The following is a 24246-nucleotide window of genomic DNA, read 5'->3' on the forward strand; positions in this document are numbered from 1 at the left end:
TTCTTTTTCTGAAAAGATGCTGAAAAGGTACGGGCAAGTCAAGAGGATACCCCCTCGAATTTCTTCAATTAACAGGAAAAAAACAAATATTGATACTTACTGGGCAAAAATGTTTGCCTGTTCAGTCAAGAACAGACTCACTCATCATCAGAATCGGAGAACTCCTTGTCAAATTTATAGATAAGATAACAGAGCATGATAATGACGGCGGCAACAATTATTCCGACTACCAGCTTGATGACAAAACTGCCATGCCACACGAGGCCAAGGGCAATGAAACCGACAAGCAAACTGATTACGACAATGGCCATCGCCATCTCAATCTTGAAAGGAGAAAACCCGTCGTCGTCACTCATGGTTGCAAGAACTCCTTGATAATGGCAAGAAATTGGGAATATGTAGTAGCAATCTTAAGCTGTGGTTCTTCTTCCAATATTTTCTGCGGTGCCCTGAACAGGCATCCCCCATCGGCATGGCGGATCATGGTAAGGTCATTGTAGGAATCGCCAGCAGCAAAAGTCCTGAAATTCAAGCTTTTCAAAGCCTCGATAGCCTTGTATTTGCCATCATGCTGCCGCATGGTATAACCTGTGATCATACCGTTATCTCCGACTTCAAGCTCATTGCAGAATAAAGTCGGATAACCCAGCTGTTTCATCAACGGTGCAGCAAACTGTGTAAAAGTATCAGAAAGGATAATGACCTGGGTCAGGGATCTCAGATCATCAAGGAACTGTCTTGCACCTTCCAAAGGTGCGATCTTTGCAATAGTACCTTGGATATCAGCAAGGCCCAGGCCTCTTTTACCAAGGATATCCAGACGATAGCGCATCAGCTTGTCATAATCAGGTTCATCCCTCGTGGTAAGCTTCAACTCTTCTATACCTGTTTCCTGTGAAAAAGCAATCCAGATTTCAGGAACCAGTACTCCTTCCAAATCCAAGCAAACGATATCCATCATATCCTCCCTGACAGCATAAACTACCTGATCGACTCAGCATCCAGATTGGCAGCCTCGATATCCTTGAAATATCGGTAGGTACCGACCTTCAGTTCATCACAGGCACTCTCGTCACAGACTACCAAAGCATGGGGATGCATCTGCAGGGCACTTGCCGTACAGTACTGCGTCACAGGACCTTCAACACATCCCTGCAAAGCTTTCGCCTTGGCATGCCCGTTGACCAACAGGACTACCGTCCTGGCATTGCAGACTGTCTGTACGCCGACAGTCAGGGCCTGTGAAGGCACCTTGCTTACATCATTGCCGAAGAAACGGCTGTTCATTACTTTCGTGTCATAGGTAAGGTCCTTTACCCGTGTATGGGAAGATAAGCTTGAAAAAGGTTCATTGAAGGCAATATGCCCATCGGCTCCGATACCACCAAGGAACAAGTCGATACCACCATAAGATGCAATTTCATCTTCATAGTTCCGGCATTCCTGTTCCAAGTCCTCAGCCATGCCATTGAGAATATGGATGTTTTCTTCCCGGATATCTATCTGTGAAAAAAAGTTATTCTTCATAAAAGAGTGATAGCTTTCCGGATGTGCAGCAGGCAACCCTACATATTCATCCATATTGAACGTAACTACATCACTGAATGATACACTCCCAGCCTTATGCAACTTGATCAGTTCCTGGTATGTTCCCAGAGGTGTGGAACCTGTCGGCAATCCCAATACATATGGTTTTTTACCGTCTTCCATTGCATGCCTGATCTGACTGGCAATGTATTTCGCTGCCCACATGGACATCAGATGATAATCTTCTTCTATCAATACTCTCACTTGATATATACCTCCGTATCACTTGAAACAAGGACAACAGTACAATACAACTTGTACAATAGCAAGTGTTCCTAGCCGACCGAGCTGATTATCCCGCCGGCTACAACCGTATCACCCTGGTAAATAACCAAAGACTGCCCAGGAGTCGCGGCCTTGACAGGAGCAGTAAACGTAGCACGTATCTGATCATCTGAAATCTTCTCAGCCGAAACATTGACAGGTTTTCCTGTCGACCTGATCTTTGCCTGCAGACCTTCCGTAGAAAAATCCAGCTGACTTCCCCAGACTACATGGTCCGCCATGACTGCAGTGCTGTAAGTTGATGCCTCATTGCCTACGATTACCTGATTATGTGCAGGGTCAAGTGCAATGACATACAGAGGCTCCTTGGAAGAGATTCCTAGTCCTCTCCGTTGTCCCAGCGTATAGTGAAAGATACCATGATGGGTTCCAAGCTTATGCCCATCTTCGTCAACAATGTCACCCTGCTGGTCACCGACTCCCAGCAGATCAGCATAATCACCATCATAGAAATCCTGGCTTTCTTGCTGTGCTTCAGGATGAAAACCTTGGGCAACATCGATTTTCCTTACGTCATCCTTATGCATACCTCCCAGGGGAAATAAAATCTTGGAAAGTTGACGCTGTCCAAGCCGATAGAGAAAATAGCTCTGATCCTTCAGATCATCTATTCCCCTTTTCAGGCAATAGCGTCCATTCTCATATTCGATACGGGCATAATGCCCGGTTGCAAAGGCGTCAAATGTAATTCCCTGTGACTCAAGTTCATCCCACATAGCACCGAATTTGATGGTAGGATTACACCAGACACAAGGATTCGGAGTCCTGCCATCCAGATATTCGTCCTTGAAATTCCTAAGTACGACATCTTCAAAATTCCTTGAAAGATTCAGTACATGGTGTTCAATTCCGATCATACTGCACAGCTGTTGTATCCTATCAATATCCTGCGACTTATCAGCAGAAAAACAAAAGTTCCCTTTGGAAGCCTTACCTGTAAGATTGGACCGCTGTGACCATAGCAACATCGTTACCCCGATGACATCATATCCTTTTTGCTTCAGCAGATAGGCAACTACGGTCGAGTCAATCCCGCCGCTCATTCCGACCACTACCTTCAATGTAATGCTCCTTGTAAAAACTCAACTCTTATTAAAGGAAACAGATAGGAATCCTATCCGTCCATAATCAGTATAGGTGCACTATAGCAATTACAGGCCAAACGGACAACAGGCAATCAGCACTTGAGAAGTTACCTCCTTTTTGATAAAGTTGTCGGGAAACTTGGAAAGAAAAGGAAGTCAGACCATGGATACCTATCTTGCAGCAGTGGAAAGAAGCAAAAAGATTGAAGAAGACATTCAGCACAACCCGGAAAAGCACAGGGTGCTTACCGGTGACCGTCCCACAGGAAGGCTGCACATCGGACACTATTTCGGCTCATTGCAGAACCGGGTCAGGCTGTCAAGGCTAGGGGTTCCCACTTGTATCCTCATTGCAGACTATCAGGTATTGACAGATCACGACGCCTATCAGGAAATAGCCCAGAATACCAAACAACTGACCATCGATTATCTTGCTGCAGGAATTGAACCGGGAAAGAATGTAATCATCTTCCCCCACAGCTATGTACCGGAAGCAAACCAACTGATGATCCCTTTCCTGACCTTGGTCACCAATGCAGAACTGAGCCGCAACCCTACCGTAAAAGAAGAAATTCAGGTTGCAGGCCTCAAGAAAGTCAATGCAGGTATGTATACCTATCCGGTACATCAGGCTTGTGATATCCTCTTCTGCAAAGGAGATATTGTCCCTGTCGGTAAAGATCAGCTGCCGCACATAGAAATGACCAGATTGATTGCAAGCAGATTCAATAACAAATTCGGCAATGGTAAACAAATCTTCCCCGAACCGGAAGCGCTGCTGAGCAAAACACCGAACATCTTAGGTTTGGACGGAAGCCAAAAGATGAGCAAGAGCCGTGGCAATGCTATCTTCCTCAGTGCCAGCGAAGATGAAACAGCAAAGCTGATTAAAAAAGCCAAGACAGATTCGCAGCGGTTGATCACCTATGATCCTGAAAACAGACCGGAAATAGCAAACTTGCTCCAGCTGATTTCCCTATGTACAGGAGAAAATCCTTCAGCAATTGCAGAACACATCGGTGAAGGTGGAGCTGGCCTGCTCAAGAAGCAGCTTACCGAAGCACTCAACGAAGAACTGCGACCTTTGAGAGCAAGAAGAGCCCAGTTGGAAAAAGATCCGCAGTATATCCGCAATGTCCTGCTTGACGGTGCCCAGAAAGCCAGGGAAATGGCTATCAGCACGCTTTCAGAAGTTCGGAAAGCAATGAATATGGTCATCTAACCATATGCCGTAGATAGCCATTATTGTCATATACAGATTACAGAGAGTAAAAAAAGGTCCCTTCGTTTTCGAAGGAACCTTTTTTAAACGAGAGCGACGGGTATCGAACCCGCGATCTTCGGCGTGACAGGCCGACGCGATAACCAGCTTCGCTACGCCCTCATGACAGAAGGAACTTACATAATTTTTCTCTTCTTGTCAATGGATATCAATTCCATTTGTCTTCAAATGCAAAAAATGATGGATTATAGCTGAACATTTCAGATAAAAACCCTCTTATTTCCTACCATCTTTCTGCTTTTCCAGCATAATCGAAAGGATAGTCCTGTCCGTCTGTTCCATTCCCTCATGGCTGATTCGTGAGAGGTAATCAAAGCTCTGTATACTGTCCATACCGACAATTCCGCTTTCCTCATCGGGAGCATGTCCACTGAAAGCGAGTTTACAGGCAAGTATTGCACTTTGTACACAAGAGTATATCTTAAGGGCACAGGTCATCTTCGCTCCGTCACAGATAATTCCAGTCAAATCTCCTACCATGACATTGACAGCACGGTCCATGCAGGCACGGTCCCCTCCCAAAAGGTATACCAGACCACAGGCAGTCCCTATCGAGGCAGTAAAGGCACCGCAGAGCGCTGACAGACGATCTTTCCTTGCTGTCAGGGACAGGCCGACCAGCTCACTGATACATAAGGCTTTTGCCAACTCATCATCATCCTTTCCAAGATATCGGGCTACTACAGCGATAGGTACCGTAATGGTTATACCCTGGTTTCCGCTTCCGCTGTTGATTACCACAGGAAGAGGACAACCAGCCATCCTGGCATCACTCGCAGCTGCAGCCAAGCTAGCTGCCAAACAAAATGCATCATCAAGCGAACGGGGTGGTTCCTTCTGGCCTGCATACGTCACTTTCCCCACCGACAGGCCATACTCGCCTTTCAATGCATGACGGGCAAGGCTGAGATTAGTCTTTGCAGCCTGAAGCAATAACGAAGAAGTGCGCTCCGGCATGGTACATGCAAAACCAATGATATCTGCCAACACGACACTCGCCATGAATGCAGTGTCACCGGTAGGACTGCAGGTATTGCCAAGAGGCTCATCCAACAATACTTTTCCATCCTGTTCCAAATAAGAAAAATGTGAATGTGACCCACTTATCACGGCAACCGCATCATGTCGGCAATCCTTGAGGCTGACCTTGACGAAAAGAGATGGCAATTCCTCTGAAATGTGCAGATTGACCGTATAAGAAGCTGCAAGTGCCCGCTGCATTTCGTTGACATCAGACAGGATTTCCAAACCTTTGGAATCATCTCCCAGGGCAACTCCCAAGGCAACGGCAGCCTGGACTCCTTTCATCTTGCAGTTGGGAATACCGACACCCATGGCATTCTTGACCATATCACGGCTGGTCAGCACATCAATCATAGAAGCGGTACCATCAAAAAGACTTTTTGCCTTGGCTCCAGCCAAGGCACAGGCAGCTGGTTCGGTACATCCCATGGCAATGACCAATTCCTGATTCAACAGTTCTACGAATTTTTCTTTTTCCATGGTACCAATACTACCACAACACATTGGCAGATGCCAATATTCTCATTGCCATAATTTTACATATCATAATTTATTATAGTAAAAAATCACGTAAAGATAATAATACATATCAATTACTTATATTTTCACAAATATATACATACTACACATTTATCAATATGACTTAATTGTTGCACAAAAGACCCTGCCCGTCAGCTCAATGGCATATTGTGTTCCGGAAGCAATCAGCAAACAGTCCCCCTGATGCAGTTCATGCACAGATTCATTGGCTCGCAGGCTTCCTGAACCTTGTTCAACGAACAGGATTTCAAAGGCAGGACAAAAAACTTCATACTTCCCCGCAGGCATGACGACAAGTGAAAATTCTTCTGCAGGACTCTCCACTACAGTACGACCAAAGGAATCGTAATGTTCTCCAGCTTTGGATGGTATCTCACTCTTCACAGAAAGGACTTTCAGCAATTCAGGCACATCCATCTTCTTATGCGTCAACCCTCCCCTGAGCACATTGTCTGAAGCACTCATGAGTTCCATTCCATTACCATACACATATGCATGCAATGTCCGCGGTGCAAGATATAGGGCTTCTCCAGGACAAAGATGTACAATATTGAGCAACACAGGGCAAAAGAGCCCTGGGTCCTCAGGATACTCTTTATGACAGGAAATGATGATATCACGGCTCTCAAGGAATACTGCATCTTTGGATGCAGCAGGCAACAGCGAGGGATTGCTGGAAAGCCTTGAGATCATTTCCCCGATCAAATTTCTCAGCTGTACTTTTTCCATCGTATACAACTGCTCAAATACCTTGGCAAGCAAGGCATCTCCCTCGTAATGAGCCATGAGCGGTAAGAAAAAGGTTTCATAGCCTTGTGGGATAAGATTCTGGAGCAAAGGCAGACTTTCCTGCACCGGTCTGAATCCGCACATAGCAGTAATCGGAGTCAATGCATAGATTATTTCAGCTTTCCGATTAGGATCCTTATAGTTCCATTGACTTCTAGGGACAGTCTTACGATATGCAGTTTCCTTTGCCCATCCTTCCCTTGCAAGTTCTGTTGAGGGATGGCATTGGATGGACAGTGGCTTTGCTATGGCAAGCACCTTGAAAAGCAAAGGAAGTTCCTTACCAAACCTGCTGATGCTTTTCTCACCAAGGCATTGGTAATGGTCAGAAATATAGGATTTCAGGTCACCTCCCTGGTCGATTACCAATGCAGGTGCTGCTTCATGGGCACCCATCCACAGTTCCGCCTTCGGCTTACCATCAGGAATCTTTCCCAACAAATCAGGTATAAAATCTGTATCTCCCCAGTCATATTCCATAATCCGAGGTTGTAGCCGTATGATTTTTTCTATCATAATCCATTCCCCTTGCTTACTGCATTGTTGCAGACCATGGGAAATAGCTCAAGGGGTAATGCCGGACAAAAAAGAAAAGAAGAGCTACTGCACCAAAATGCACTAGCCCTTCAGCTCAATAAAAAGAATATGAAGAATTTATAATACTATCTGTTCAGCAAAGAAAATCTGACGGAAACACCCTCAACGGGATGATCACCTACCCTATCGCCATACTCGACCGTATAGTAGGCTGCATCAATATGGAACAGAAGAAGATCCAATCCAACCCCGAAACTTCTAGTATTTTCACTCCACCCAGCCCTGAGATCAATGAATCCAAGCAAGTTTGCCTTGGCACCCAGATGCAGGCTGCTCATCAATGCATCCTGCTTTTCTTCCTCGGTCTCTGCCTCAAAGTAATCAAGACAATCATCCAAATCAGCAGTGATGACCGGCCTGAACGGCAAGGAATCCAACTTCCAGGCAGCACCAAGCGAAAGGGAAGAATCAGAAGTAACCGTATAGCTTGCAGAAGGATCCTTCCCCGTATATCCGGCATCATCAGGGATCAAATCTTCGGTATACTTACTGAGGATAGGGTCCTCATCAAGCAAAGTCTTCAATGAATCATAGGCAGTAAAGGTATAGGTACCGTTGATGTTCTTCATGACGGCACTGACAGTCAGGCCCATCGGCAGGTTGACATTGGCACCGACACTGACAGGAATTGCATAGCCACTGGCAAACGGTGTCTGATAGAGCAATGTGTTCGAATAGGTATCATCATCAATCATGTTATACAAATTATCGTAAGTGACACCGGAGCTATACACCCGATAGACGAAACTGCCGGAAGCACCTACATCAATGAACCCATTGAGCATGGAAAATCCGAGACCTGCAGTTGCAACGGCATTTGTTTCACTGAGAACATCAGGGTTCGTACCGTCATATCCAGTCTCTCCGTTCCCTGTAGAATAGTAGGCTATATTCTGTTGAACTTCCAAAGCAGTTGCCAGATGACGGAATTTCAGACCTACCATTGCCTGGGTCGTAACAATATCAGCATTCCTTCCATCAATCGCAGAAAGCAAGATAGTAGAAATATCGGGGAGAGGAGAAGAACCTTCAGCAGCTTCGACAATATCCGGTTCGTTATTCTGATTGCCATCTACAAGCAACTTGCTCGGATTATTGACAGCAACCGTTACAGATGGAAATACCAGACGGAATCCTGTCTTTGAAATCATTGCAGGGTTATCCAGCCAACTGTCAAAGAACTCACTGTCTGCCAACGTTGCACCACCCATTGCAAGGGAATGGGTGCTGATTCGTTCATACGGATCTGTTACCCAAGTATACTCCGTAGAATTCAGTGAAGATTGTGACAGGTCACTCGTTGCAAAGGTAGGCATAGCACTCACCAAAGCACAAGCTATTGCTGCTAAAAACATTTTCTTCGTTTTCATTCGGCAACCTCCATTTAGGCAAGCAGGTCAACACTGGCAAGCCTGTTAACTACGACATGTTCACCATAAAATGTAAAAATTTCCATTCCTCTCATATAGTCTACAGTTTTTTACGATATTATATAAAGCATATGCTAGACAAAATATTCTATTTGTAAAGTCTATATATATCCTGTTAAAATTAATTAAAAGTTTACTATTAGATAAATGTATTATACACTATAATAAAAAATTTGAAAAGATAAATATTGAAAGAAAATATTATTTACTGATCTATAATTACAACCAAATTAGATGGAATCAATACATTATTTACCTATTTCATTACCTAGTTAACATATATTAATTAATTACCATAAAACATACAGAATGTGGATTAATGAAACATCAATTTTTCAATCTTTCAATATCAAAATCGGATGGTTCATACACACATCAATACAAGTTTACATTCAGGGCACAAGCGAATTTTTCCCCTGAAACTACTCCTTTTCTCCCCGTTCAAAACAAAAAAGGATATCGGATCTGCCAGCTTTTGCATCAGCTGGGACAACAGTATTTCTTTGTCTTTATCCCAGTTTTGAGCATTCACTCTTAGAACTCAAAAAAACATTTATACTTTGGTCCGCTTTTACAGCCAAAGACATAAGTCTACGTTAAGATTTAATCTGTTTTTACGGACTATAACAATACGCAAAGTCTCTAAAAACGTATTTATTAACATATAATCATTTTTTTAGTTCTTTTTCCCGTACCTAATGTTATCGTAAGATCATGGAGACTAATGCATATCGATTCTGGAAAAGAGTAGACACGGAAAAAGTGATTTCTTTGAAATCCCTTTCGGAAGCTGCAGGTATTTCATACAAGAACATGAAGGACCAACGTTCCTTGGACCGCCTTCCAAAACTGGAAGATGCATATGCTATTGCCACAGTCCTTGGAGTAAGTGTCGAGTACCTCCTGACAGGAAAAAATAAATTTGTCATTCCTGCTGCAATCCAGGATATCATCACAAGGCTGTCCAGAGCTTCAGAAGACGAACTCAATATGATCCGCCGTCTGTTAGGTTTGCCTATCCGTGGTACAGTATCAAAAATCGAAGAGAAAGCATAACTCTACTTTATTTCCTAAGTACACGACAGAGGTAAAAAGAAAAATCCAGACAGGGATTCCCTCAAAAGAAAATATAACAGCATCAGATAGCCTTGCTTTCATTACAGAAAACAAAGTAAGAATGTAATCAACTCTTTTTGTTGCTATTGAATCAGAATCCTTTTGTAGCCTCTTTCAAGGAAGGCAACACCAGATCAAGTATTCCGTACATGCAACTGCATATATATAGATACTGCCTGTTGCAGATAATCCTACAACAGGCAGCAACAACCAGCGACAGACGGGAATCGAACCCGCATCTCCAGCTTGGGAAGCTGGGGTAATAACCACTATACGACTGTCGCAGACAATATGCTCCTCACCAGCGCATACAGATAGGAAGATAAACGAAACAAGAAAAGAAATCAAGACAAAAAAGGAAAATCTCAACTTACATAGCAGTTTTGTAAAATCAAAAATCTCCAGAATTCCTCTATCTTGACAGACGGAATTCATCACGATATATTAGCACGCATGCCCAGATGGCGGAATTGGTAGACGCGCTAGGTTCAGGTCCTAGTGTCTGTTAAAGGATGTGCAAGTTCAAATCTTGTTCTGGGCAGATAGAGCTAACTATTTCTGGCATATATCTTTGCTGAAGTAGGTAGCTCCTTTTTTTCTCCGAAAATCAAGGACAAAAAGGTGGAGTATGACCTCTATTGATACCTAAATGATTTTTTACGGGGAGAAAATGGAACGTAATCGCCTTCCTTTCACGCTTGTCAAACACAATTCAAAATATGGGTACATTCGCTATTAGGATACTTTGGAAATTCGCAAAACAGTATCCAATGGTTGCATTTCAAAATCCACTGTAATGAATAGAGCTACTGCCTGGTACGGTAAAGGCTTGTTGAACAATAATATCCAGGGAACCGTAACCATTCTTGACTATTCCCTGAATTGGTGGATTTGGAGACAATACCAGTATATCCAAGGGAAACAGTTTCAAGGCTGTGTCCTCAACCAGCAATATTGCGATACGAACAGGAAACTGCTCGACCGGTACATCATTCCCGCTTTCGGGCAGATGCAGCTATGCCGGATTAAGGTAATCGATGTCGAACGATGGCTGCGTGCTCTCCTGGAACGGCAGGGTCTTGCCCCAAAATCGGCGAATAATATCCTTTCGATCCTTTCTGTCATGTTGGAAGAGGCAGAACGTCTGGAAATCATCAGACGGAATCCCTGCAAATCCGTCAGGCCGCTTGTCGAGAAAACCCCGGCAAAGCCTTCTTCGGCATAGAGCCTTGACACATTGGTCACTGTCGCAAGGCAGACACCTGCACTGTCTGCGACCTGCTCATGTGAATATCGTTCCCCGTGATTCTCATCAAGCAGGAGGAGCTGCCTCCCCCTGGCAATGATGGTGTTGGACACTTTCCTGCCCTTGAGCATCTTTCCGATCGTGGTGACCTGATCATCGGTCAGCCTGACTTGGTATTTCCGTGTCCGTTTCCTTGCCATATCCACCTCTGTCCATATCTTATTTGAGGTGTCTGGCAAGTGTCAATAAAGCATAAATATCATTGAGGCATCACACTAGCTTATGGGATGCTGGTTACTTGTCTGATGACATATTTTTCGGCAAAGGCAATAACTTACAGCTTAGGTGAGAAATTCGGATGGCAATAGAGAATTTCTTTGTTTCCGTCGATTGTATTATTTCTTTGTTTAAGTAGGATTGTCATTGGCCTGCCATGCTGGCCATGAACAATCCCTCTATATGGAAAAATTGAACGGCATATATAATGACCTGACGAACGATCCTTGGAGATCTCCTTCCTGGATTTTGGCATGAGAAACAGATAGCATAATTCTCCGTCTGCTTCCCCTCGAATAAGCCAATCTGCTGTTAGTCTCGATCGAGGGTCGTGACGACCTAAGTAATCTATCGAAGTTTTGGCTTTTCGCCAGATCTTTCATCGTAAGTTTGCCTTCTTCTATTGCTTTTCTCAAATCCCCGGGATTGTTTCGTGCAAACGGAAGATCGGAAAGATGATCTGGGATTCCTGTGAGATGAATAAACTGTTCCATTTCAAATTGGATGTTGATGGAGTATTTTTTCCCTTTCTTTGCAACGATAAAATAGTAGGTACATGAGGAGGCCATCTTTGAATACGCCCGATAACAGCAATTCAACGCATCCAATTCAGAGACCCCCAACAATTCAAAAAAAACCTGAAGACGGAGCTTCAGGTTTTTTAAAGAAGTACGTTTCTTTCAGTCAGCACCACCTCATGGCAATACTGCTTACAACCAAGGTGCGGTACGTACAAACCCTTCACAGCTCAGCAGGCACTGTATCTTGGCCCAATCCCTGCATCATCGCAATCACTACTGATCATGCCAGCAATGAGTAGGACTCTTGCCCTACACATAGAGTATAAGCAGGATGCATAAAACAGTCAATTGAAATAGCATTCTGTAGCATTTGATAGCATACAGTATCCTACATTGTGTTTGTTTTACAGCTCTGTTTTCAGAGCGTTTAGCAGAAATTGTGTCCAATACTTACCATGAAGACATGCTGCTGTCCGAATATCCTGACGAAACCATGGTGTGTTGTTTTGCCTTTGCTGAATGATTCTGCACCCATACGGCAAGATTATCGAGGGTCAGTACGGCTCTTTGCCGGCCCGCCGGCGAAATTCCGCCTTTCCGATAGCCCTTTGCATCAAACGAAATTCCTTCCAATGAGACGGTTGTCGTCCTGGAGCTGTCATGTACCCATCCCATGCCTTCCAGCAGAACGCGGGTCATGACTCCGTGGTATTCCCCGTTTGTATGATTGTCATAGGAGTATTCGTTGGCTCTGGATGCCGTCAGTACATGAATATCCTGATAGTTTTCCGCAGCGCCTGGAGCGAAAAATCGTTGCCAGGCGTTATCGGAAACTCCGGAGTCATATTCATACAGCGGAAACGGGAAACGTTGTGTACGCTACCTCATCGGTGGCGGCGAGTGCCAGAGAAACGTCTCCGTTGTTGCTTGTCCCATGGCCGCTGAAGTACAGCACGAATATGGCGCTTGAAGATGTTTGCGCTGCGAATTCCTGCAATCGGGTTCGAAGAGTGACGGCATCCGGATACAGATTCGTTTGTTCCCTGTCCGGACCTTCCTGCATCATGACCGTTTCGGACATGTCTGTTCCCGAGCTCCATGCAAGGTTCTGCATGCATGCTGCCATTTCCTTCACGTCCGGAATGGTTCCCCGAAGTGTCTGTACCGGGGAATTGGCATAGTCACAGCCGGCGGCCAGGAAATACATCTTCGGTTTGGATATCGGCTCCACGGAGCAACTGAAGAGACAGAAAAGCATGCCCAGAAGGAACGGCCACCGATGCTTCATTTTCTGGTCCTCCCCAGAGCCCGCATGGTAAAGCCGAGTCCGACGGCAAGGCCCGTGGCTTCCGGCCTGATCATACAGGTGAGATGAGGGACGATACGATACTGCAACACTCCCGTAGAATCGTTACCGAAACGAAATGCTGCCGCTGCCGTAATCATCAGCATGGCAAATGAAATGGAAAGATCCGTATATGTTGCCGTTATGGCTGCGGTATCCAGAAATGCCGATATGCAGGGCAATATCTCCCGTTCGATTCGAAGACCGATGCCGTACGCCAGGTATGGGACGGCAAGCACTCCATCAACGGTACGGCCCGCCAGCTTGGCATCAGCAAGCCCACGCTGTATACATGGCGGCAGGAACTGCATGAAGAAGGTACCAGGCTGGCCTCAGTGCCCATGGATTCAGCCGAGACGAAGCGGCTGAGGAAGATAAGGAAACTGGAGAGGGAGAACGAACTGCTGAGGACGGAGCTTGCCGTGCTAAAAAAACTCAGCGCCTCAGTCCCCGAGAAAAAGTGACCCTGCGCCCCAGGCTGGTGCAGATCGTCACGGAACTGAGGCCTCTGTACAGGCTCGCAGACCTCCTCCGTCTTACGGGCCTGAGTCCGAGCACCTACTACTATGACCTTGCCTGCCAGGACAGGCCTGACAGGGACAGGGTACTCAAGGATGAGATAAAGGCAATCTACCATGAGAACAACGGCCTGTACGGCTACAGGAGGATCCATCTCCAGCTGTGCAACAACGGATGGAAGGTAAACAGGAAGGCCGTGCAGCGGCTCATGCAGGTACTGCACCTCCATGGGAAAAGCCACAAGGCCAGGAAGTACAGGTCTTACCGGGGTGCAGTGGGCACGGTTGCAGACAACCTGCTGCACCGTGAGTTCAGGGCTACGGGGCCGGACGAGAAGTGGGTCTCCGACATAAGCGAGTTCAAGAGCCGTGAAGGAAAGGTCTACCTGTCCCCGATCATAGACCTCTTCAACCAGGAGATGGTCAGCTGGGACATCTCCTTCAGGCCTGACTTCGAACAGGTGACCAGGATGCTTGAACGGTCATTCGACAGGCTGGGCAACGGCAAGCACCCGATCTTCCATACGGACCAAGGCTGGCAATACCAGATGGATGCCTTCACTACCATGCTGTCAGAACACGGGCTGGTACAGAGCATGTCACGGAAGGGCAACTGCCTGGACAACGCCATGGCAGAGAACTTCTTCAGCATCGTCAAGAACGAAATGTTCTATGGAAGGAAACCATACAGGACAAGGGAAGAACTGAAGGTTGCACTGGAAGAATACATCGGGTATTATAACAACGTACGGATCAAGGCCGGCCTAGGAGACCTGAGTCCTGTCCCGTATCGTCGGAGGTACTGGAGTAAAGAGGAACTTCATCCAGCCTTCCGGGGTCAGGACACACACTATGCCGAAGAAGGCTTTGCCGGGGTCATGAGCTACAAGCGCCACGAGAATTCCGACAATGCAAGGCGGAAGATGGACGGCAGGACAGAAGCGGAGATCATCAGGGTCGCGTGCGGTCCGGTCCCCGAAGGGCATGCAAGGTGGACGCTCCGACTGCTGGAAGCCAAGGCAAGGGCTGAGCTGGATGTGCCCGTAAGCAGGAGCACCATCGCAAGGACGCTAAAAAAAACTGGATTCGACCTCACCGCAATGCATACTGGTGCATCCCGAAGAAGGCGGACGTACAGTCCGTAGCCTGTATGGAAGACGTCCTTGACGTCCATGAACGGCCATATGACCCGAAAAGGCCGGTGCTGCCCATGAAGCCCGGGAGCGACCGGAAGACGGATTCGGAATATATCAGGAAGGGCACGTGCAGCATCTTTGCATTCGTCGAACCTCTGGGCGGGAACCATCACTGCGATGTGAAGGCCCGGCGGACAGCCGTCGACTGGGCGCATCAGATCAGGTTCCTTGTCGATGTAATCTCCCCGGAAGCAGAAACCGTCATCCTTGTCATGGACAACCTCAACACCCATGCCCCCGCCTCCCTGTACAAGGCATTCCCTCCCAAGGAGGCAAGGAGGATCCTCAGGAAACTGGAACTGCACTACACCCCCAGGCCAGGCATGGCAGCTGGGGCTCAACATGGCCGAGATTAAACTGAATGTGATGATCAGCCAGTGTTCCCGTCGTCTGGAAAGCCTTACGCAGATAGCCGCAGAACTTGCCTGCTGGGAAAGGGAGAGGAAGCAACTGAAAGCAACGATCAAGTGGCAGTTCACGACAAAGGATGCACGGGTGAAGCTCAAGTCCCTGTATCCCATAAGAAGGACAGACTCAGGCTATGCATCTACTAAATGATAAATATCATTGAAACGGTACACTAGATTAACCCTTTCTCCTGCAGCATCTGCTTTGCTACAGCATCAACATCCTGTCCTTCATCAACCATCAGATTATATTTCTGCATATCTGCATCGCTGAATTCACCATTAAGGGCATTCAAGGCATCAGTTACATCAGGATGTTTCTTGGCAAATTCTGTTTTCATGATAGGCGCACAGTAATATGGTGGAAATATCTCACGATCATCAACAAGATTGACCAAATTATACTTTCTTATACGTCCGTCGGTAGCATAGGCAGCATCAACATCAATCTTTCCGTTTACAAGAGCAATATACGTAAGCCCCTGATCCATTGTCTTGTAGTCTTTGAACTTGAATCCGTATGCTTTCTCGACTGCAGGCAGACCATCGTTTTCCCTGACAGGAAACTCAGAATCTCCACCTATAAGAAAATCCTTTGCATATGGAGCAAGATCAGAAATCTTCTTCAAATGATATTTTTTCGCCGTTTCCTGTGTTACCGAAAGAGCATAGGTGTTGTTGAATCCCATAGGATTAAGACATGTAATCCCATATTGCTCCTCAAATGCCTTCTTTACATAGTCAAAGGTTTCCTGTTCACCGAGATGTTTTGTCTGGTGAAGCATGACACTGTACATGGTACCTGTATATTCAGCAAAAACATCGGCCTCTCCGTTTTGGATTGCATTGAAACAGAGCAATGACCCACCAAGTTCCTTTACCTTTGTTTTATAGCCTTTGCTTTCCAGGTATTGCCCGAGCATTTCTCCAAGGAGTCGTTGCTCGGTAAAGCTTTCATGCACGATTGTGACAGTATCTTCAGTTTGTCCATTCGCAAAGACCGGCATTCCAGCAAAAACCAGAAAAATCATACTGGTCTCCAACAAAAGTTTCAGTTTTTTCTTCATAATTCAATTCCTTCAGGCATTTTGCCTCCGTTTTATATTTGTGCATGAAACATACACAACTGTCCTCTAGGCGTAGAAAACATTTCGGGCACAAAGCATTTTCGAAGTCAAATTTTTTCCAACAGTCCGGGGTGAGAGCCTGCAAATACCTCCCACAAAGAATAGGGAAGTATTACTTCGGTAAAAAACCTTCAGGGCATGCAGACCTATTACAACGATAAGAATTACTATCCTCATCGCACCAATCCCCATAACCATGTCAATACATGACACAATCGTAACGGATAACAAAATTCGTACATTTCTAGGTAGAATTTATCCTTGGGGAATCCCATTCTTCTCGTTGCATCAATATTTGCAGGATCAACACTGTAACATCAGGAAAAATATCCTTGATGATTGGTAGTAACATCCCCTGCAACAGTCCACTGGGAAATAGCCCAATATTTCTAGATAGTACCAGTACCTTGGCCAAGTTGGATTCTGTCCCTATTGCGGATACTTTTCCTATTGCCAGGTTTTCCCCCATACATTGGTTCAACAAACCAGCCAGGCATTCGTGTAGTCACGGCTTTGTCACAGCCACTTTTCCCACAAACATGACAATTCTCCAGTATCAATATATATATATTGGAATCTTCACTGTCATCAGTGCAGACCATATACATATGCATACATTACAATCGATGTTTCCCATTTTGTTTTACACATACAGATACTTGGAACAGTGATTATGACCGTTTTCTACTGACAACCTTATTATAAAATAAAGTTGTCAGTTTGGTCAACATACATGAGTTTGTTGCACCATAGAGATTTTATACAACTTAAAACCGCAGGATTCCCAGCTAAAACCTATGTACAGATTTCACAAGAAGTCAGCATTCATAAAAACAGATTCTCTCTTATATCCGAAGCTGGCTATACCAACGGGAAAAAAGTTTTCCTACCCTATCCTCAGTTGTTCCGCTGTGAAGAAAGCGCCAATCGTATTCCCAATCATACTAACAGTGACCCTGTTACTTTTTGTATGAACGATATGAAATTCTGTTCCTTTCAAATGAATTACTTCTCCTTTCAGCTTCAAACATTCCTTATCTAATACAATCATGTCAATTTCCCAATGTTATATTGACATATTTTTATCGATTTATTATTATCTATATATGTAAGGGATGTATAACAACTATTCCGAAAGGAGAACATAATGGATTTATTTACACTAACAGGGAAAAAAGCGTTGGTAACCGGAGCTTCTTCCGGCCTCGGCGTACAATTTGCTTTGGCATTGGCCAAACAAGGAGCCGATGTTGCTATCGTAGCACGTAGAGTCAATAAACTTGAAGAGACAAAGAAAAAGATTGAAGCACTCGGAGTCAAATGCCTGGCTCTTAAATGCGATGTAACGAAAACCGATGAAATTGCAAAGACCGTACAGGAAGTTGCGAAACAATTCGGTAGAATTGACATCCTGGTAAACAATGCAGGTATTGCCCTCTTCGGACCAGCAGAACAACAAACAGATGAACTATGGACCACGATGATAAACACTAACCTCAACGGAGTTTATTTCTTTGCCAGGGAAGTCGGTAAAGTCATGCTCAAGCAGCATTATGGCAAGATTATCAATGTCGGTTCCATCCATAGTAATGTAGCAATGCGCGGTTTGCCACTGTCTGCATATTGCACGACAAAAGGCGGAGTTGAAATGATGACAAAAGCCTTGGCAACCGAATGGGCTCAGCAAGGCATTACCGTCAATGCCATCGGTCCGGCTTACTTCCCAAGTGAAATGACAGGCGGAATCATTGATGAACCGGAATTCAAGCAAGTCATCGAAATGTCCTGCCCTATGGGGCGTGCAGGAAAGCCTGGTGAACTTGATGGTGCAATCGTTTATTTTGCCTCTGATGCTTCATCCTATACCACGGGACAGTTGCTCTCGGTAGATGGAGGATGGACAGCAATCTGACATTCTGATAGGAAAACACAAGAAGGTGTATCCCTGCCGATATTCTCGGCTCAGGATACACCTTTTTATCATTCTGTACTTACCTACTTGAATTTATTGGAAAGACATTTCCACATGCATAAAATCAGCAAGCATCTTGTTTCAATGCTGGCCTGCCTATACAATGGTTCTCATATATCGTTACTTCCAAACAGAAAGAAAAATACCAGAGGCAACCTATGCAGAGTGAATCACGATTGACTTTTTTTGAAGCAACCAGCATTATCATCGGACATGGCGTAGGAAGCGGTATCCTAGCTGTACCCTATCTGGCTTCACGTACCGCATGGACAGATATCATATGGGTCATCATAGTAGTCTATGCCATCAACTTACTGATGCATTTCATGATTGCAGAACTCTCACTGAGCAATGGTGGCCAGCAATTTATCAAATGCTTTGAATCCGAACTGTTCACAGGAAAACTGAAAATGCTTTTCACATGGATTGCCTTTGCACTGCTGGGTCTGTCTGTTCTTATGAATGTCAGTGGATTCATTGCAGGATCTGCAGCAGTCTTTACCTCTTGGCTGGACATACCTGAACGGGCAGCCATGCTGCTATACTATGTTCTTGCCGGAAGTGTCGTTTTCTTCGGAATGAAAGCTGTCGGTATCTGTGAAAAGATTTCAGTAGCAGCAATGACTGCAGTCATCGGCATACTCTTTGTTGCAACATTGCTTTCACCAATGAACCCGCTTCCCACTCATTCCATAGCACAGGCAGACATACTGGCTCTCTATGGTATGATCGCTTTCTCCCTTTCAGCAGTCATGTCAGTCCCTCAAGTAGTAAAAGGTCTGGACGGAGACCCAAGGAAAATCCGTCTTTCCATCCTTGCAGGAACCGCCATCAATACTTCCCTTCTGGTTCTCGTTACATTCATGACATTACTGGGAGCAGGCTCTTCAATTACACAACGAGGTGCCTTGGTTGACCTTTCTGCACATCTCGGCGGTTGGGTTGCCGTCATAGGTTATGTCTTTTCATTGCTCGCACTTTCCACTTCACTCTGGGCCAATACACTAAATCTAAGGGATATCGTACATGAACAGACATCGTTGGGACTGAAAACAAGTTGGCTCACCGCTTCATTGCCAAGCTTTGTTCTTGCTCTTCTCGGCATCCAGAGTTTCGTTGGATTCATCCGACTTGCCGGCATCATTCAAGTACTCACCGGCATTGCTATCATCATTGCTTACAGTCGATCACGAAAACATGCAAAAGGAAGTCCTATATGTGGAAAATTCGGTACACTCCCTTTTCAAATCATGGTTGTTGCGGGTTCCCTGTTGGCAAGTATCGGTTCAGTCATAAAAATCCAATGATAGCTTAAGGAGAAATTTCATGAAAAGTTTCAATACTGATTGTATTTCACAGACGGCTGCAACCATCATTTCACTTTTTGGCAACATTCCAAGCAAAGATATGGCACAACCACTCACGCCAGTCATGTCTGCAGCAAAAATAGCATTCGATAATCATCCCTGTGATCGAATCTTCTTCTATAATCCTGATGCAATCGCCCAATGGATCTACGAAAAATATCGGGATATGTTTGCACCGATACATGATCTCAATCCCCTTTCCCTACCAATGCTATCCATCTATCCTCCGGTTACCCCGGTTTGCTTTGCTTCAATGTACAGCGGACTTTCTCCTGACAAACACGGAATCACAAAATATGAAAAACCCGTGCTCTCAGTACAGACCATATTTGACATACTGCCAAGGCTCGGGAAAAAAGTAGCAATTATCTCAACGGCAAATGACAGCATATCCATGATTTTTCTCAAACGCCCTGTCGATTACTATATCTACAAGACAAAAGAAGCCTGCAATGAAAAAGCCATGGAACTTATTGAAAATGATCAATATGATTTCATTACGTTGTACAATGGGGACTATGACCACTATATGCATCGTTGTTCACCTACTGGAAACAGGGCACTCAAAGCACTTGCAGAAGATATCGAAACATTCCATAGCATATATGAAAGCATCGAACAAGCATTGGACATCTCACGATACGACCCTTGCATTCGCTCCGGACCATGGATGCCATGAAATACATAAATTCCTCGGTAGCCATGGAATAAACAGACCTTGTGACATGAATACCGTTCACTTCTATACCTTTCTACAGCAAAAGGCATCAGAATAGGGGAAAAGGATGGTCAAGCCATCCTTTTCCTGTTTCATATGTTTTTCGCTACTTACTGATAGCGTTTCAGAGCATTCTGGAAAGCGCTCAGATGATTCTTTGAAGCATCCCGAAGCTGAATGAAAAGATCTTTTACATCAGCATATTCAGATCCTGACAGGAGTTCGCTGTCCAAGAACTTTTCATACATGGCTATATTGTCTATTTCTGCCTGTACACCTGTTTCAAGTGCTTCTTTGATATCTGCCGGCATGACTACATGTTCCGCTCCCTTATCTTCCGGGACTGCAATGCCATGTGCATCATAGACATCCGTAAGCATCGAAATGTGTTGTACTTCTGACTGGACGATGTTGGAAAACGGACGTTGCGTGCCGAACTGGGCAAGGATTGCCTCATATTCAGCATGTGCAAGATATTCATCCTCGATTGCATAACGAAGCATATCTTCAACCGATGGATTCTGGGCAGCCTGTGCAGCTGCGGCACCCCATGCGGTAGCAGAATCATTGGTAGCAACAACAGCAGCAGTTCCATCGGCCGGCATCTCCATATTTGCTTGGGCAAAAACCATGCCAGCAGAAACCATAACGACCATCAACAATGCAAGAAATCCTTTTTTCATGTCTATTCTCCTTCAATTCAATCTATCATACGGGCAGGAAGACCTTGTTATTCCTGTACAGTATTTTCGTCAAGAAACGTTTCCGTTTCCTTTTTACAATTGAATCATATCTGTCGGATGTGGGGAAAATATGGGAAAAATAGAAATTTTTAGAAAAAAATCACGGCAAGATAATCTTCGATGCTACGAGTATTGCAACCAGTAGAAAGATTTTTTCTGCAATCTGTCTGAACCGGTCACGCGTCTTGTGCAGCAGATGATCAAGACGGTAAGCCGCCCATTTGCCTGTGGTACAGGCCCCTGGAATTCCACCGGGAGGAGCAAGCCATTGCCCCGCGACCACCAGATTATCCACTCCCTTCACATAGGCACTGGGTGATTTCCTTGTACCTCCCTTGCCGATCACACAAGTCTGGTTATATCTACGTTATGCATTGCAATACCGATGATACGTACCTGGTGTCCAAGTATCGAACAGGATCAGTTTACCTTTGTAGGCAGCTTCAATCTTCTGTTTAACCTGTTCAGCAAGCTTGCTTTTTTCTGTTTTATAAGATTTGCTGTCCAAATTTTTCCAATAGTCCCAACCTTCTGCCTGCATCCCCCATAATACTTGGATGACTTGCTTGTCCTCGGGAGCAAAATCGGGTTCATAGGCATAGATCTTCAGGTTGATTCTGTTGTTCATCCTTTTGTCTTTCGTCAAATCAGAAACATCATAGGTTATCTCATAAGGCAGCAAGTTGACAGGGCTATCCACCGCCCCAAGCAGCCTGAAACATGCCATAGACAGGATAAGTCACAGGATATTCCAGATATTCCCTGATAGTTGGATCAAGGTAGGAATTGTCAAGGAGATGTGTAAAAGCATAAGGAATATCACAGCAGACAATACAGGAATCGACAGGAATCTGTCTGCCATCGGATAAAGACAACCGGATCACTTTACCATTTTCCATGATAATCAGCCCTACGGTGAAGAAACGTGAAAGTTACCGCCAAGCTCTTCATAGCGTCTTTTCATCCGAAAGGCCATTGCACGGGATCCTCCGTGGAAAATGCCTCCGTCACCTGAACTGAAGTTTTCGTAGCTTACAATGAATGATACAGCCCTTGATTCCTTGGTGCAGAAATCTGAAATGGTTGCGCTGATAAGCGGATGATGGAACTGATCCATCAAGTCCTGGGTATCCATTCCCTGCCCTGCCGCCTGCAGGCTTTGCAGGGCAAAAAGGACTTGGTCCTGTTCCTTGTCAGACAACAGGGCTTTGTCAAACGTATAGCCTGACATAAGGGAAATGCCACCGCCTTTTCCAGCAACCGTACAGATCGGAATTCCAGCCATGGACAGGGCATCGACATCCCTATACACAGTACGGACTAAGACTTCCAGTTGCCTAGCCAATTCTGGAGCCGTCACCTGATGTTTCCCAAGCAGGATATAGAGTATCTGGAAGAGCCTGTCATTTTTCATAGGACTTACCTCATTTTCTTCCAGTATATCCAAGCTACTGTATCATCATCAAGTTTCGGCTCTCCTTATACAATGTATTTGTCTATCGGACTAGGAATTTTGCCTCAATAGTACAAATTCCGGCATCTACATTGGGCTTCTGCAACAGGCAACGTCAAGCCTTTCCAACTTACGGTATTCCAACGGCAGGCGTCCTACTATGCTATGATAACCCTGACGTTGCCAAAGCTGTTCTGCGATGACAGCAAGGCGAGGATACATCTGGTATTCCGCATGACGCCCGAAACACACCATTTCAGTCCAGAGATTCGCCTGACCTCCAAGTATCAATTTTTGCGCATCAGGGCCCATATTTTCTGTCCATGGCCTGAAATCAGTTTCCTGACATATAGTTGACACACCAAGATTACCAGGTTCTTCAGGATCATCTGCCTGCTTGTAATCCAAATAGTAGCCTTCGGTATTGGGACAGGCAATCACTTGATGTCCACAACCAATTGCCTTTGCAATGGCTGAAGTTCCTCTCCATGAAAGAATGACAAGGCCTTCCGGCAATGGGAAACCATCATGGAAATCCAAAAGCTCATCCCATCCGAGAGGAACCTTACCGGCATCTTTGACCATTTTGACTATCTTCATCGTATACCAGCCCTGCAGGACAGAAGGTACAATTCCAAGTTCCTTTGCCTTGGCCTGGCATCGTGGACAGTTTTCCCATGCTACTGAAGGGCATTCATCACCGCCGATATGTATGTATGGATCAGGGAACAGCTCACACAGGGAATAAATGACCGCTTGCATAAAGGCAAATGATGCTTCATTTCCCACACAAAGCACCTCAGGAAACACGCCCCATTGATCACGTACTTGATAGGGACCTCCACTACAACCAAGTTCAGGATAAGCAGCAAGCAAGGCACTTACATGACCCGGGCTGTCCACTTCAGGAACAACGGTCATCTGCCGTTCATGGGCAAAGGCAACTACATCATGGATATCCTCCCTTGTATAGAAACCACCATAGGAAACCTTGTAGTCAGGATATCGGATATCACAACGTTTTGATGCAACAGTTTCCAGGAGTTCATACCCTCGGACAGGGAAACGCCATCCCTGGTCATCGGTAAGATGCCAATGGAACACATTGAGATGATGCATTGCCGCAACATCAATAAGTTTTTTTATTTCTTTTACAGAAAAAAAATGCCTACTGCAGTCAAGCATGAATCCCCGCCAACGATATGTAGGTTTATCAGAAATGCTGCAGCAAGGAATTCTACCCTCAGTTGCCAGATTCAGTTGCCTGAGGGTCTCAATTGCATGGTGCAGGCCAGGTACGGAAGAGGCCAAAGCGACAATTTGTGACTCACTTATCTCAAGGGTATAGGCCTCTTCGGCCATCTGTCCTTTTGCTTTGCCAAAAAACAAGTCCTCACCATGTTGATTGACGGAAAGCAATTGTCCGATGAGAGGAACAAGCTCAGTAAAAAACGGATCAACCGTAAAATGATAGTTTTTACGCAAATCAAACATGCCGCATCCGTTTTGAATATGCTCAGGATGCGGCATCAGGAAATCAGCAGCATTGATTACAGGCTGGATCATAGGGAAATTCTCCTTATCTATGATTGCATATCACAGCCTATAACACATAAAAAGTCA

At 45.2% G+C, this 24246-nt stretch carries 28 protein-coding genes and 3 tRNA genes; 10 read left to right on the top strand and 21 right to left on the bottom strand.

All coding sequences use genetic code 11. The annotated features are described in order from the left end of the window. Positions 1-137: 137 nt before the first annotated feature. The 4 genes from LKE40_04675 to mnmA form a co-directional block, all read right to left on the bottom strand. Positions 138-356, bottom strand: coding sequence for a hypothetical protein (locus LKE40_04675; GenBank protein MCH3916752.1), 219 nt, complete (start codon positions 354-356; stop codon positions 138-140). Continuing rightward, complete coding sequence (gene thrH, locus LKE40_04680; GenBank protein ID MCH3916753.1) at positions 353-958, bottom strand: bifunctional phosphoserine phosphatase/homoserine phosphotransferase ThrH; 606 nt, start codon at positions 956-958, stop codon at positions 353-355. Before thrH ends, LKE40_04675 begins: the two co-directional genes overlap by 4 nt. Positions 959-981: 23 nt before the next feature. Further along, a complete protein-coding gene (locus tag LKE40_04685; GenBank protein MCH3916754.1) occupies positions 982-1791 on the bottom strand; it encodes a glucosamine-6-phosphate deaminase in 810 nt (269 codons plus the stop codon). 71 nt (positions 1792-1862) lie between these two features. Continuing rightward, positions 1863-2924: a tRNA 2-thiouridine(34) synthase MnmA gene (mnmA, locus tag LKE40_04690; protein MCH3916755.1), complete on the bottom strand. Its 1062-nt coding sequence runs from the start codon at positions 2922-2924 to the stop codon at positions 1863-1865. A gap of 196 nt (positions 2925-3120) precedes the next feature. Here mnmA and trpS point away from each other — a divergent pair, with 196 nt between their 5' ends. Beyond that, the gene (gene trpS / locus LKE40_04695; protein ID MCH3916756.1) at positions 3121-4179 is read left to right on the top strand and encodes a tryptophan--tRNA ligase; all 1059 of its coding nucleotides are present in this window, start codon (positions 3121-3123) and stop codon (positions 4177-4179) included. 88 nt (positions 4180-4267) lie between these two features. Here trpS and LKE40_04700 read toward each other — a convergent pair. From LKE40_04700 to LKE40_04715, 4 genes are all read right to left on the bottom strand, one after another. Next, positions 4268-4341, bottom strand: a tRNA-Asp gene (locus LKE40_04700). Between the two features lie 114 nt (positions 4342-4455). Beyond that, positions 4456-5742, bottom strand: coding sequence for an L-serine ammonia-lyase, iron-sulfur-dependent, subunit alpha (locus tag LKE40_04705; protein ID MCH3916757.1), 1287 nt, complete (start codon positions 5740-5742; stop codon positions 4456-4458). A gap of 153 nt (positions 5743-5895) precedes the next feature. Continuing rightward, the gene (gene manA / locus LKE40_04710) at positions 5896-7107 is read right to left on the bottom strand and encodes a mannose-6-phosphate isomerase, class I (GenBank protein MCH3916758.1); all 1212 of its coding nucleotides are present in this window, start codon (positions 7105-7107) and stop codon (positions 5896-5898) included. A 146-nt stretch (positions 7108-7253) separates the two neighbouring features. Beyond that, positions 7254-8558, bottom strand: coding sequence for a hypothetical protein (locus LKE40_04715; protein ID MCH3916759.1), 1305 nt, complete (start codon positions 8556-8558; stop codon positions 7254-7256). Between the two features lie 822 nt (positions 8559-9380). Here LKE40_04715 and LKE40_04720 point away from each other — a divergent pair. Beyond that, a complete protein-coding gene (locus tag LKE40_04720) occupies positions 9381-9674 on the top strand; it encodes an XRE family transcriptional regulator (GenBank protein MCH3916760.1) in 294 nt (97 codons plus the stop codon). A 272-nt stretch (positions 9675-9946) separates the two neighbouring features. Here the strand turns inward: LKE40_04720 and LKE40_04725 are convergent. Further along, positions 9947-10018, bottom strand: a tRNA-Gly gene (locus tag LKE40_04725). A gap of 171 nt (positions 10019-10189) precedes the next feature. On the opposite strand from LKE40_04725, the gene LKE40_04730 reads away from it, so the two are divergent. Then, positions 10190-10275 (top strand) — tRNA-Leu (locus LKE40_04730). A 386-nt stretch (positions 10276-10661) separates the two neighbouring features. Here LKE40_04730 and LKE40_04735 read toward each other — a convergent pair. The 5 genes from LKE40_04735 to LKE40_04755 form a co-directional block, all read right to left on the bottom strand. Further along, positions 10662-11180 (bottom strand): hypothetical protein, encoded by a 519-nt coding sequence (locus LKE40_04735; protein MCH3916761.1) that lies wholly within the window; start codon positions 11178-11180, stop codon positions 10662-10664. 255 nt (positions 11181-11435) lie between these two features. Beyond that, positions 11436-11864 carry a PBECR4 domain-containing protein gene (locus LKE40_04740; protein MCH3916762.1) on the bottom strand — a complete coding sequence of 143 codons (429 nt, stop codon included), beginning with the start codon at positions 11862-11864 and terminating at the stop codon, positions 11436-11438. 363 nt (positions 11865-12227) lie between these two features. Beyond that, positions 12228-12476, bottom strand: coding sequence for a hypothetical protein (locus LKE40_04745; protein ID MCH3916763.1), 249 nt, complete (start codon positions 12474-12476; stop codon positions 12228-12230). 148 nt (positions 12477-12624) lie between these two features. After that, positions 12625-13065, bottom strand: coding sequence for a caspase family protein (locus LKE40_04750; GenBank protein ID MCH3916764.1), 441 nt, complete (start codon positions 13063-13065; stop codon positions 12625-12627). Further along, the gene (locus LKE40_04755) at positions 13062-13433 is read right to left on the bottom strand and encodes a hypothetical protein (GenBank protein MCH3916765.1); all 372 of its coding nucleotides are present in this window, start codon (positions 13431-13433) and stop codon (positions 13062-13064) included. The genes LKE40_04750 and LKE40_04755 overlap by 4 nt, the downstream gene beginning before the upstream one ends. On the opposite strand from LKE40_04755, the gene LKE40_04760 reads away from it, so the two are divergent. The 4 genes from LKE40_04760 to LKE40_04775 are packed head-to-tail and all read left to right on the top strand — an operon-like array spanning position 13365 to position 15394. After that, the gene (locus LKE40_04760) at positions 13365-13586 is read left to right on the top strand and encodes a transposase (protein ID MCH3916766.1); all 222 of its coding nucleotides are present in this window, start codon (positions 13365-13367) and stop codon (positions 13584-13586) included. The genes LKE40_04755 and LKE40_04760 overlap by 69 nt on opposite strands. A gap of 17 nt (positions 13587-13603) precedes the next feature. Next, on the top strand, positions 13604-14785 hold the full coding sequence (locus LKE40_04765; GenBank protein MCH3916767.1) for an IS3 family transposase: 1182 nt from the start codon (positions 13604-13606) through the stop codon (positions 14783-14785). 5 nt (positions 14786-14790) lie between these two features. Next, positions 14791-15192 (top strand): transposase, encoded by a 402-nt coding sequence (locus LKE40_04770; protein ID MCH3916768.1) that lies wholly within the window; start codon positions 14791-14793, stop codon positions 15190-15192. Beyond that, entirely contained in the window at positions 15179-15394 is a 216-nt protein-coding gene (locus tag LKE40_04775; GenBank protein ID MCH3916769.1) for a hypothetical protein, read from the top strand. The genes LKE40_04770 and LKE40_04775 overlap by 14 nt, the downstream gene beginning before the upstream one ends. Positions 15395-15416: 22 nt before the next feature. On the opposite strand, the gene LKE40_04780 is transcribed toward LKE40_04775, so the two are convergent. Then, positions 15417-16310: a glycine/betaine ABC transporter substrate-binding protein gene (locus LKE40_04780; protein MCH3916770.1), complete on the bottom strand. Its 894-nt coding sequence runs from the start codon at positions 16308-16310 to the stop codon at positions 15417-15419. Between the two features lie 1204 nt (positions 16311-17514). On the opposite strand from LKE40_04780, the gene LKE40_04785 reads away from it, so the two are divergent. The 3 genes from LKE40_04785 (at position 17515) to LKE40_04795 (ending at position 20388) form a co-directional block, all read left to right on the top strand. Continuing rightward, positions 17515-18282, top strand: a complete 768-nt coding sequence (locus tag LKE40_04785) for an SDR family oxidoreductase (GenBank protein ID MCH3916771.1) — start codon at positions 17515-17517, stop codon at positions 18280-18282. 218 nt (positions 18283-18500) lie between these two features. Beyond that, a complete protein-coding gene (locus tag LKE40_04790; protein ID MCH3916772.1) occupies positions 18501-19649 on the top strand; it encodes a hypothetical protein in 1149 nt (382 codons plus the stop codon). A gap of 19 nt (positions 19650-19668) precedes the next feature. Then, positions 19669-20388 (top strand): alkaline phosphatase family protein, encoded by a 720-nt coding sequence (locus LKE40_04795; protein ID MCH3916773.1) that lies wholly within the window; start codon positions 19669-19671, stop codon positions 20386-20388. A gap of 149 nt (positions 20389-20537) precedes the next feature. Here the strand turns inward: LKE40_04795 and LKE40_04800 are convergent, their stop codons facing one another. The 6 genes from LKE40_04800 to LKE40_04825 form a co-directional block, all read right to left on the bottom strand. Then, complete coding sequence (locus LKE40_04800) at positions 20538-21110, bottom strand: hypothetical protein (protein MCH3916774.1); 573 nt, start codon at positions 21108-21110, stop codon at positions 20538-20540. Positions 21111-21270: 160 nt separating this feature from the next. Further along, positions 21271-21516, bottom strand: a complete 246-nt coding sequence (locus tag LKE40_04805) for a hypothetical protein (protein ID MCH3916775.1) — start codon at positions 21514-21516, stop codon at positions 21271-21273. A gap of 21 nt (positions 21517-21537) precedes the next feature. Then, positions 21538-21897: a hypothetical protein gene (locus LKE40_04810; GenBank protein MCH3916776.1), complete on the bottom strand. Its 360-nt coding sequence runs from the start codon at positions 21895-21897 to the stop codon at positions 21538-21540. Next, on the bottom strand, positions 21863-22069 hold the full coding sequence (locus LKE40_04815) for a hypothetical protein (GenBank protein MCH3916777.1): 207 nt from the start codon (positions 22067-22069) through the stop codon (positions 21863-21865). Before LKE40_04815 ends, LKE40_04810 begins: the two co-directional genes overlap by 35 nt. Positions 22070-22080: 11 nt before the next feature. Further along, a complete protein-coding gene (locus LKE40_04820; protein ID MCH3916778.1) occupies positions 22081-22584 on the bottom strand; it encodes an HTH domain-containing protein in 504 nt (167 codons plus the stop codon). Between the two features lie 126 nt (positions 22585-22710). Continuing rightward, a complete protein-coding gene (locus LKE40_04825; protein ID MCH3916779.1) occupies positions 22711-24189 on the bottom strand; it encodes a beta-N-acetylhexosaminidase in 1479 nt (492 codons plus the stop codon). Positions 24190-24246: the final 57 nt, after the last annotated feature.

This window comes from Spirochaetia bacterium (genome assembly GCA_022482625.1).
Lineage (GTDB): Bacteria > Spirochaetota > Spirochaetia > Sphaerochaetales > Sphaerochaetaceae > Pleomorphochaeta.

What these genes read in the sequence shown, in the direction of transcription:
- manA (MCH3916758.1), bottom strand. Translation starts at nt 7,107, where the DNA reads ATGATAGAAAAAATCATACGGCTACAACCTCGGATTATGGAATATGAC.
- trpS (MCH3916756.1), top strand. Translation starts at nt 3,121, where the DNA reads ATGGATACCTATCTTGCAGCAGTGGAAAGAAGCAAAAAGATTGAAGAA.
- LKE40_04705 (MCH3916757.1), bottom strand. Translation starts at nt 5,742, where the DNA reads ATGGAAAAAGAAAAATTCGTAGAACTGTTGAATCAGGAATTGGTCATT.
- LKE40_04675 (MCH3916752.1), bottom strand. Translation starts at nt 356, where the DNA reads ATGAGTGACGACGACGGGTTTTCTCCTTTCAAGATTGAGATGGCGATG.
- LKE40_04795 (MCH3916773.1), top strand. Translation starts at nt 19,669, where the DNA reads ATGAAAAGTTTCAATACTGATTGTATTTCACAGACGGCTGCAACCATC.
- LKE40_04775 (MCH3916769.1), top strand. Translation starts at nt 15,179, where the DNA reads ATGGCCGAGATTAAACTGAATGTGATGATCAGCCAGTGTTCCCGTCGT.
- LKE40_04750 (MCH3916764.1), bottom strand. Translation starts at nt 13,065, where the DNA reads ATGAAGCATCGGTGGCCGTTCCTTCTGGGCATGCTTTTCTGTCTCTTC.
- LKE40_04715 (MCH3916759.1), bottom strand. Translation starts at nt 8,558, where the DNA reads ATGAAAACGAAGAAAATGTTTTTAGCAGCAATAGCTTGTGCTTTGGTG.
- LKE40_04770 (MCH3916768.1), top strand. Translation starts at nt 14,791, where the DNA reads ATGGAAGACGTCCTTGACGTCCATGAACGGCCATATGACCCGAAAAGG.
- LKE40_04815 (MCH3916777.1), bottom strand. Translation starts at nt 22,069, where the DNA reads ATGGAAAATGGTAAAGTGATCCGGTTGTCTTTATCCGATGGCAGACAG.
- LKE40_04735 (MCH3916761.1), bottom strand. Translation starts at nt 11,180, where the DNA reads ATGGCAAGGAAACGGACACGGAAATACCAAGTCAGGCTGACCGATGAT.
- LKE40_04745 (MCH3916763.1), bottom strand. Translation starts at nt 12,476, where the DNA reads ATGACCCGCGTTCTGCTGGAAGGCATGGGATGGGTACATGACAGCTCC.
- thrH (MCH3916753.1), bottom strand. Translation starts at nt 958, where the DNA reads ATGGATATCGTTTGCTTGGATTTGGAAGGAGTACTGGTTCCTGAAATC.
- LKE40_04790 (MCH3916772.1), top strand. Translation starts at nt 18,501, where the DNA reads ATGCAGAGTGAATCACGATTGACTTTTTTTGAAGCAACCAGCATTATC.
- LKE40_04780 (MCH3916770.1), bottom strand. Translation starts at nt 16,310, where the DNA reads ATGAAGAAAAAACTGAAACTTTTGTTGGAGACCAGTATGATTTTTCTG.
- LKE40_04820 (MCH3916778.1), bottom strand. Translation starts at nt 22,584, where the DNA reads ATGAAAAATGACAGGCTCTTCCAGATACTCTATATCCTGCTTGGGAAA.
- LKE40_04755 (MCH3916765.1), bottom strand. Translation starts at nt 13,433, where the DNA reads ATGCAGTTCCTGCCGCCATGTATACAGCGTGGGCTTGCTGATGCCAAG.
- LKE40_04800 (MCH3916774.1), bottom strand. Translation starts at nt 21,110, where the DNA reads ATGAAAAAAGGATTTCTTGCATTGTTGATGGTCGTTATGGTTTCTGCT.
- LKE40_04825 (MCH3916779.1), bottom strand. Translation starts at nt 24,189, where the DNA reads ATGATCCAGCCTGTAATCAATGCTGCTGATTTCCTGATGCCGCATCCT.
- LKE40_04810 (MCH3916776.1), bottom strand. Translation starts at nt 21,897, where the DNA reads ATGGCATGTTTCAGGCTGCTTGGGGCGGTGGATAGCCCTGTCAACTTG.